6 protein-coding genes are annotated in these 7,654 nt (G+C 69.8%); 5 read left to right on the forward strand and 1 reads right to left on the reverse strand.

What is annotated here, in order from left to right; all coding sequences use genetic code 11:
* Window positions 1–51: 51 nt before the first annotated feature.
* The 4 genes from WU80_RS16020 to WU80_RS16035 are packed head-to-tail and all read left to right on the forward strand — an operon-like array spanning window position 52 to window position 3,956.
* Window positions 52–1,536, forward strand: a complete 1,485-nt coding sequence (locus WU80_RS16020) for an alpha/beta hydrolase family protein (protein WP_197281206.1) — start codon at window positions 52–54, stop codon at window positions 1,534–1,536.
* A gap of 6 nt (window positions 1,537–1,542) precedes the next feature.
* A complete protein-coding gene (locus WU80_RS16025) occupies window positions 1,543–1,974 on the forward strand; it encodes a DUF6653 family protein (protein ID WP_055402803.1) in 432 nt (143 codons plus the stop codon).
* Window positions 1,975–1,979: 5 nt separating this feature from the next.
* Window positions 1,980–2,228, forward strand: a complete 249-nt coding sequence (locus tag WU80_RS16030; RefSeq protein ID WP_055402805.1) for a hypothetical protein — start codon at window positions 1,980–1,982, stop codon at window positions 2,226–2,228.
* Window positions 2,229–2,258: 30 nt separating this feature from the next.
* The gene (locus tag WU80_RS16035; RefSeq protein WP_055402808.1) at window positions 2,259–3,956 is read left to right on the forward strand and encodes a serine/threonine-protein kinase PknH/PknJ; all 1,698 of its coding nucleotides are present in this window, start codon (window positions 2,259–2,261) and stop codon (window positions 3,954–3,956) included.
* A gap of 7 nt (window positions 3,957–3,963) precedes the next feature.
* Here WU80_RS16035 and uvrA read toward each other — a convergent pair whose 3' ends face one another.
* Complete coding sequence (uvrA, locus tag WU80_RS16040; protein WP_055402811.1) at window positions 3,964–6,867, reverse strand: excinuclease ABC subunit UvrA; 2,904 nt, start codon at window positions 6,865–6,867, stop codon at window positions 3,964–3,966.
* Window positions 6,868–6,977: 110 nt separating this feature from the next.
* Here uvrA and WU80_RS16045 point away from each other — a divergent pair.
* On the forward strand, window positions 6,978–7,654 hold a 677-nt coding region (locus tag WU80_RS16045), incomplete at its 3' end, for an MBL fold metallo-hydrolase (protein WP_055405789.1).

The raw sequence follows: 7,654 nt of genomic DNA on the forward strand, positions 1-7,654 counted from the left end.
CGGGGCGAACATTCGGTGAATATGTTCCAGGGCGGTTAACAATAGATCACAATGAGTGCCGTGACCGCGTCGACGACCAACGCCACGACGCAGTTGCTGGCAAGTAGTCACACGTCGCTGATGCACGGCTGGCTGCCCACCACGATCCAGGTGGTCACCGCGGTGGTGCTCGCGCTCGCCGTCGGCTGGCGGTCGCGCCGGTGGCGGACGGTGTGGTTGCCGGGAGCTGCGCTGACCGGTGCCGCCGCGGCCTACCTGACGCACTGGTACATCGCCGACCGCGGCCTGTCCGACGACCCCGCGCCGGCCGCGCTGTGGGTCTGGATCGCGTTGACCGGGACGGCGGGGGCGGCGCTGGTCCTGGGCTGGCGCGGCGCGCGGCGCTGGCGGCGCGGGGCCGGGCTGCTGGCCGTGCCGTTGTGCGCGCTGTGCGCCGCGCTGGTGCTCAACCTGTGGGTCGGCTACTTCCCGACCGTGCAGGCGGCGTGGAACCAGCTCACCTCCGGTCCCCTGCCCGACCAGACCGACCCGGCGACCGTGATCGCGATGGCCGCCAAGCGGGCGCGTCCGCCGCACGGCAGCGTCGTTCCGGTGGCGATACCGGCGGACGCATCGCATTTCAAGCATCGCGGTGAGCTGGTTTACCTGCCGCCCGAATGGTTCACCAGCAACCCGCCGCCGGCCCTGCCGACGGTCATGATGATCGGGGGCCAGTTCAACACCCCCGCGGACTGGACCCGCGCGGGCAACGCGATCAAGACGATCGACGACTTCGCGGCCGCCCACGACGGCAAGGCGCCGGTGCTGGTGTTCGTCGACTCCGGCGGCGCGTTCAACAACGACACCGAATGCGTCAACGGCGCCCGCGGTAACGCCGCCGACCATCTGACCAAAGACGTTGTGCCGTATATGGTTTCGAAGTTCGGCGTTAGCCGCGACCGAACCAACTGGGGCGTCGCCGGCTGGTCGATGGGTGGGACCTGCGCCGTCGACCTGACGGTCATGCACCCCGACATGTTCAGCGCGTTCGTCGACGTCGCCGGCGACTTCTTCCCCAACGCCGGCACCAAGGCGCAGACCATCGCCCGGCTGTTCGGCGGAAACGCCGACGCCTGGGCGGCTTTCGACCCGACCACGGTGATCAGCCGGCACGGGCCGTACAGCGACGTGGCGGGCTGGTTCGCGATCTCCGCGGACGGGCCGCCGGCGGCGCGCCACGACCCGATGATGACCGACAGCGGCGCGATCCGCCTGGCCGGCCGGGAGGCCGCCGCCGACCCGGGCAACCAGACCGCGGCCGCCTACTCGCTGTGTGCGCTCGGGCGCGCAAACGGCATCGACTGCGCGGTGCTGGCGCAGCCCGGCAAGCACGACTGGCCCTTCGCCGACCGGGCCTTCGCCGCCGCGCTGCCGTGGCTGGCCGGCCGGCTGGGCACGCCGGGCATTCCGCGGACCGCGTTGCCCGGCACCGCCCCGCCCGCGCTCACCACCCCGGTCGTCGTCCCGGCCGACCGGTCCAACCCCGCCCGGCGGTAGCCGCCGGTGCCCATCGTCGCGCGCGTTCGGCGTGCCGTCTTTGCGCGGCACTGCAACCCGTGGAGCGCCTGGACCCGTTGGGCGAGCACCCCGTTGATCGTGGTGCCGGTGTGGACGCGGCGCTGGCGCGACGCGGCGTGGATTGCGTTGTGGCTGGCCGTGAATCCGTTCGTGTTCGGCAAGCCGGCGCACCGGCGGGCGTGGTCGACGCGGGCGATGCTGGGCGAGGAGTTGTGGATCAGCCGCCGCCCCCGCGACGCGGCCATGGCGGTCAGCGCGCTGACGTCGGTGGCCGCGCTGGGCGCCGTCGTCGCCGCATGGCGCCGGCGGGCACTGCCGGCGGCCACGGCCATCGCGATCCAGATGGCGCTGACGCTGGTGTACTGGGAGCAAATGGTGCGGTATCTGCAGCGCGAGCGACGGGCTTCAGTAGCGTAGCGACCATGCCCGACGAACCAGCAACGCCCGGCGCCACCGCGCCCGACCCCGGGTACGACAGCGCGGGCGTACCGACCTTCGAGTCCGTGCGCGAGAAGATCGAGAACCGCTACGCGACGTCGGTGGGCGGCGCGGAATTGGACGCCGAATCCCCCGAGGGCCGTTCGGTCGCCGAGCAATACGACGAGCGGGAGCGCGCCGCCGCCGAACGGTTGGCCCAGATCCGCGAGTCGATGCACGCGGACGAAGGCTAGGAAGTCGGCTTGGCGTCGGGGGGACGCTCGATGAGTGAAACGCGGCCGGGTTCGCGGATCGGGAGCCGGTTTGGGCCCTACCAGTTGCGGCGGTTGTTGGGCCGCGGCGGGATGGGCGAGGTCTACGAGGCCTACGACACCGTCAAGGACCGGGTGGTGGCGCTGAAACTGATGTCCGAGCAGGTGAGCTCGGACGACTCCTTCCGCCGGCGCATGCAGCGCGAGGCCCGGACGGCGGGCCGGCTGCAGGAACCGCACATCGTGCCGATCCACGATTTCGGCGAGGTCGACGGCCAGGTGTTCATCGACATGCGCCTCATCGAGGGGCGCGACCTGGGCACCGTGCTGAGCCGCACGGGGCCGCTGGCGCCACCGCGCGCCGTCGCGATCGTCGAACAGGTCGCCGCCGCCCTCGATGCCGCGCACCGCGCCGGGGTCATTCATCGCGACATCAAACCCGAGAACATCCTGCTCGCCGAGGGCGACTTCGCCTACCTGGTCGACTTCGGCATCGCCGCCGCGGCCACCGACGAGCGGGTGACCAAGACCGGCGCCGCCATCGGCAGCTGGAACTACATGGCGCCCGAGCGATTCGGCAACGACGACCCCACCTACCGCGTCGACATCTACGCCCTCGCCTGCCTGCTTTTCGAATGCCTCACGGGCACAAGGCCGTTCCAGACGACCAGCCTCAGCAGCCTGATGGCCGCACACCTGGCGCAGCCGGTCCCCCGCCCGAGCCAGCGAAACCCCGCCGTGCCCGCGGCGTTCGACGAGGTGATCGCCCGCGGGATGGCCAAAGACCCGGGCGCCCGATACCTCACCGCGGGCGATCTGGCGAAGGCGGCCCTGCACGCGCTCAGCACGCCGGATCAACGCGAGGCGACCGAATTGATCCAGCACAGCCGCCATTTCGCGCCGCCGCCCCCGACGTGGTTCCCCACCCCGCCGCCCTGGGCGCCACCCGCGCCACCCAGGCGCAGGCTGGGCCTGGTCATCGGCGCCCTCGCGCTCGTCGTCGCCGTCATCGCGGGTACCGGGGTGTGGTTGGCGGTCGACAGGTCCTCGGCCACGCAACCCGACAACCCCACCACGACGAGCCCGACCGAGGCGACCTCGACCGCGAGCGCGGTGACCACCAGCACGGCGCCCATAGTTGGTCCCGCACAACTGGATTCGCTGCTGCTGCCGGTCGACCAGGTCAACGTCCTCATCGGCACCACCGGCATCGTCGTCGACCACAGCGTGACGGAGATGACCGACCCCGGCCCCGACAACACGCTGTCGGACGAGAAGTGCCTGGGCGCGCTGATGGGGTTCCAAACCCGGACGTACAAGAGCAGCGGCTACACCGCGACGCTGGCCCAGCTGATGAAGAAGCCGCAGAGCAAACCGGCCTACGTCGTGGTCCAGGGCGCGGTGATCTTCGCCACCGCCGACCAGGCCCGCAAATTCGTGACCGACCAGTGGCCCCAATGGCGGGACTGCGGGGGCAAGACGGTGACCCAGCCCGCCGACAAGGCCCCGCTCGAATGGACCTTCGGTCAGATCAGCGGCAATCCGCCCAACATCGCCCTGCAGCACACGCTGGCCAACAGCCCGGTGGTGTGCCAGCACGTCCTGTCGGCGGTGTCGAACGTCGTGCTCGATGTCAACGCCTGCGCGCCCGGAATCATCAACCAGGGCAGGCAGATCGCCAACCAGATGGCGGCGAAAATCCCGGGCTGAGAGCCGATCAGGCGGTCACCTTGCGTCGCCGGGTCGACCGCCGCGGCGGCGCGGCGCGGCCGATGACCTCGGCGAGAAACTTGCCGGTGTAGCTCTCCGGCACGGCGGCGATGTCCTCCGGGGTGCCCTCGGCCACCACGGTTCCGCCCTCGGCCCCGCCCTCGGGCCCCATGTCGACGATCCAGTCCGACGTCTTGATGACGTCGAGGTTGTGCTCGATCACGATCACGGTGTTGCCCTTGTCCACCAGGCCGTTGATGACGCTGAGCAGCTTGCGGATGTCGTCGAAATGCAGGCCGGTGGTGGGCTCGTCGAGGATGTAGACGGTCCGCCCGGTCGAGCGCTTCTGCAGTTCGGCGGCCAGCTTGACGCGCTGCGCCTCACCCCCGGACAGCGTCGGCGCGGGCTGGCCCAGCCGGACGTAGCCGAGACCGACGTCGACCAGCGTGCGCAGGTAGCGGTGGATGCCGGTGATCGGCTCGAAGAAGTCCGCCGCCTCCTCGATCGACATGTCCAGCACCTCGGAGATGGTCTTGCCCTTGTAGTGCACCTCCAGCGTTTCGCGGTTGTAGCGTGCGCCATGGCACACCTCGCACGGCACGTAGACGTCGGGCAGGAAGTTCATCTCGATCTTGATGGTGCCGTCGCCCGTGCACGCCTCGCAGCGGCCGCCCTTGACGTTGAACGAGAACCGGCCCGGTTGGTAGCCACGGACTTTCGCCTCGGTGGTGGCCGCGAACAGGGTGCGGATCTTGTCGAACACCCCGGTGTAGGTGGCCGGGTTGGACCGCGGCGTGCGCCCGATCGGCGACTGGTCCACCCGCACCAGCTTGTCCAGGTGGTCCAGGCCCGTCACCCGGGTGTGCCGCCCCGGCACCAGCCGGGCGCCGTTGAGCCGGTTGGCCAGCACCGTGGCCAGGATGTCGTTGACCAGCGTGGACTTGCCGGAGCCGGACACCCCCGTCACCGAGGTGAGCACGCCGAGCGGGAACGAGACGTCGATGCCGCGCAGGTTGTGCTCGCGGGCGCCGACGACGGTGAGCTGGCGCTTGCGGTCTGTCGGACGCCGGATCGCCGGCATCTCGATGGCCTCCTTGCCCGACAGGAAGGCGCCGGTGATCGAGTCCTTGTTGGCCAGCAGCTCGGCATAGGTGCCGCTGTGCACGATCTGGCCGCCGTGCTCACCGGCGCGGGGACCGATGTCGACGATCCAGTCCGCGTGCGCGATGGTGTCCTCGTCGTGCTCGACGACGATCAGGGTATTGCCCAAATCCCTTAGCCGCGTGAGGGTTTCGATGAGGCGCCGGTTGTCACGCTGGTGCAGGCCGATGGACGGCTCGTCGAGCACGTAGAGCACGCCCACCAGGCCGGACCCGATCTGGGTGGCCAGCCGGATGCGTTGCGCCTCACCACCGGACAGCGTGGCCGCGGCGCGCGACAGCGACAGGTAGTCCAGCCCGACGTCGAGCAGAAAGCCCAGCCGCGACTGGATTTCCTTGAGCACCTGGCCCGCGATCGCCTGTTCGCGCGGGCCCAGGGTGAGCGCGTTCAGGAAGTCCGAGCAGTCCGAGATCGACAGCTCGGACACCTCGGCGATGGACTTCTTGCCGTGCCGGCCCGCGGCGAGCGTCACCGCCAGGATCTCCGGCTTGAGCCGGGTGCCCTCGCACTCCGGGCAGGGCACGTCACGCATGAAGCCCTCGTAGCGTTCCTTCATCTGCTCGGATTCGGTCTGGGCCATCTTGCGTTGCAGGAACGCCAGCACACCCTCGAAATCGGCGTAGTAGGAACGGGTTCGGCCATACCGGTTGCGGTAGCGCACGTGCACCTGGTGGTCGCAGCCCTCGAGGATCGCCTTGCGCGCCTTGGGCGGCAGCTTGCGCCACGGCGTGTCGACGTCGAAGCCCATCTCCTCGCCGAGGCCGGCCATCATCCGGGTGAAGTACTCGGCGGTGTGGCCGGTGGACCACGGCGCCACCGCGCCCTCGGCCAGCGTGCGCTCGGGGTCGGGCACCACCAGGTCGGGGTCGACCTCCTTGCGGATGCCCAGGCCGGTGCACTCGGGGCAGGCGCCGTAGGGCGAGTTGAACGAGAACGAACGCGGCTCCAGGTCGTCGACCGCCAGCGCGTGGCCGTTGGGGCAGGCCAGCTTCTCGGAGAACCGCTGCTCACGATTGTGGGCGTCGTGCTCGTGGTCGACGAACTCCAGCACGACGATGCCGTCGGCCAGGTTGAGCGCGGTCTCCACCGAGTCGGTGAGCCGCTGCTTGGCGCTGGCCTTGACGGTGAGGCGGTCCACCACCACCTCGATGTCGTGCTTCTCCTGCTTCTTCAGCTTGGGCGGGTCGGTCAGCGGATGCACCACGCCGTCGACCCGCACCCGGCTGTAGCCCTGCGCGTTCAGCTTCTCGAACAGGTCGGCGAACTCGCCCTTGCGGGTGCGCACCACCGGCGCGAGCACCAGGAAACGGGTGCCCTCCGGCATCGCCAGCACCTGGTCGACGATTTGCTGGGGCGTCTGGCGGGCGATCCGCTCACCGCAGACCGGGCAGTGCGGGGTGCCGGCGCGCGCGTAGAGCAGCCGCAGGTAGTCATACACCTCGGTGATGGTCCCGACGGTCGACCTCGGGTTGCGGTTGGTCGACTTCTGGTCGATCGACACCGCCGGGGACAGGCCCTCGATGAAATCGACGTCCGGCTTGTCCATCTGCCCCAGGAACTGCCGCGCATAGGCCGACAGCGACTCCACGTACCGGCGCTGGCCCTCGGCGAAGATGGTGTCGAACGCCAGCGACGATTTGCCCGAACCCGACAGCCCGGTGAAGACGATCAGCGCGTCGCGGGGCAGGTCGAGGTCGACGCCACGCAGGTTGTGTTCGCGGGCGCCCTTGATGATCAGGCGGTCAGCCACGCTGCCCTCTCTCGGTGAATCCTCTGCGTACTGCGGCGGGTATGCGCACGGCGCATTCCATGCTATGTGCCCGTACCGACAAGCAACGTTTGACCAGTAACGTGGCCGCTATGACTGCCTCGGTTGTGCCTAGCGACGACTACACCGGACACGTCGACCCCGGTACCGCGGCCCGCCGGACCCTACCCGGCGCCACGATCCTAAAGGCCTCGGTGGGCCCCATGGACAACAACGCGTATCTGGTGACATGTTCCGCTACCGGCGAAACCCTGTTGATCGACGCCGCCAACGACGCGGACGTGCTGATCGGCCTGATCCGGGAGCACGCACCGAAGGTCTCGCTGATCTTGACCAGCCACCAACACTTCGACCACTGGCAGGCGCTGCAGGCCGTCGCCGCGGCCACCGGGGCACCCACCGCCGCCCACGAGATCGACGCCGAGCCGCTGCCCGTCAAACCGGACCGTTTGCTGGCGGGCGGCGACACCGTGGAGATCGGCGAGCTGCGCTTCGACGTCATCCACCTGCGCGGGCACACGCCCGGCTCGATCGCGCTCGCCCTCGACGGGCCCGCGACGGGCGGGGTGACCCAGCTGTTCACCGGCGACTGCCTGTTCCCCGGCGGCGTCGGCAAGACGTGGCAGCCGGGCGACTTCACCCAGCTGCTCGACGACGTCACCGCCCGGGTGTTCGACGTGTACGACGACTCCACCGTCGTCTACCCCGGCCACGGCGACGATACAACGCTCGGCGCCGAGCGCCCCAACCCTGTCTCTTATACACATCT

It is taken from the genome of Mycobacterium sp. UM_11 (assembly GCF_001414075.1).
Lineage (GTDB): Bacteria > Actinomycetota > Actinomycetes > Mycobacteriales > Mycobacteriaceae > Mycobacterium.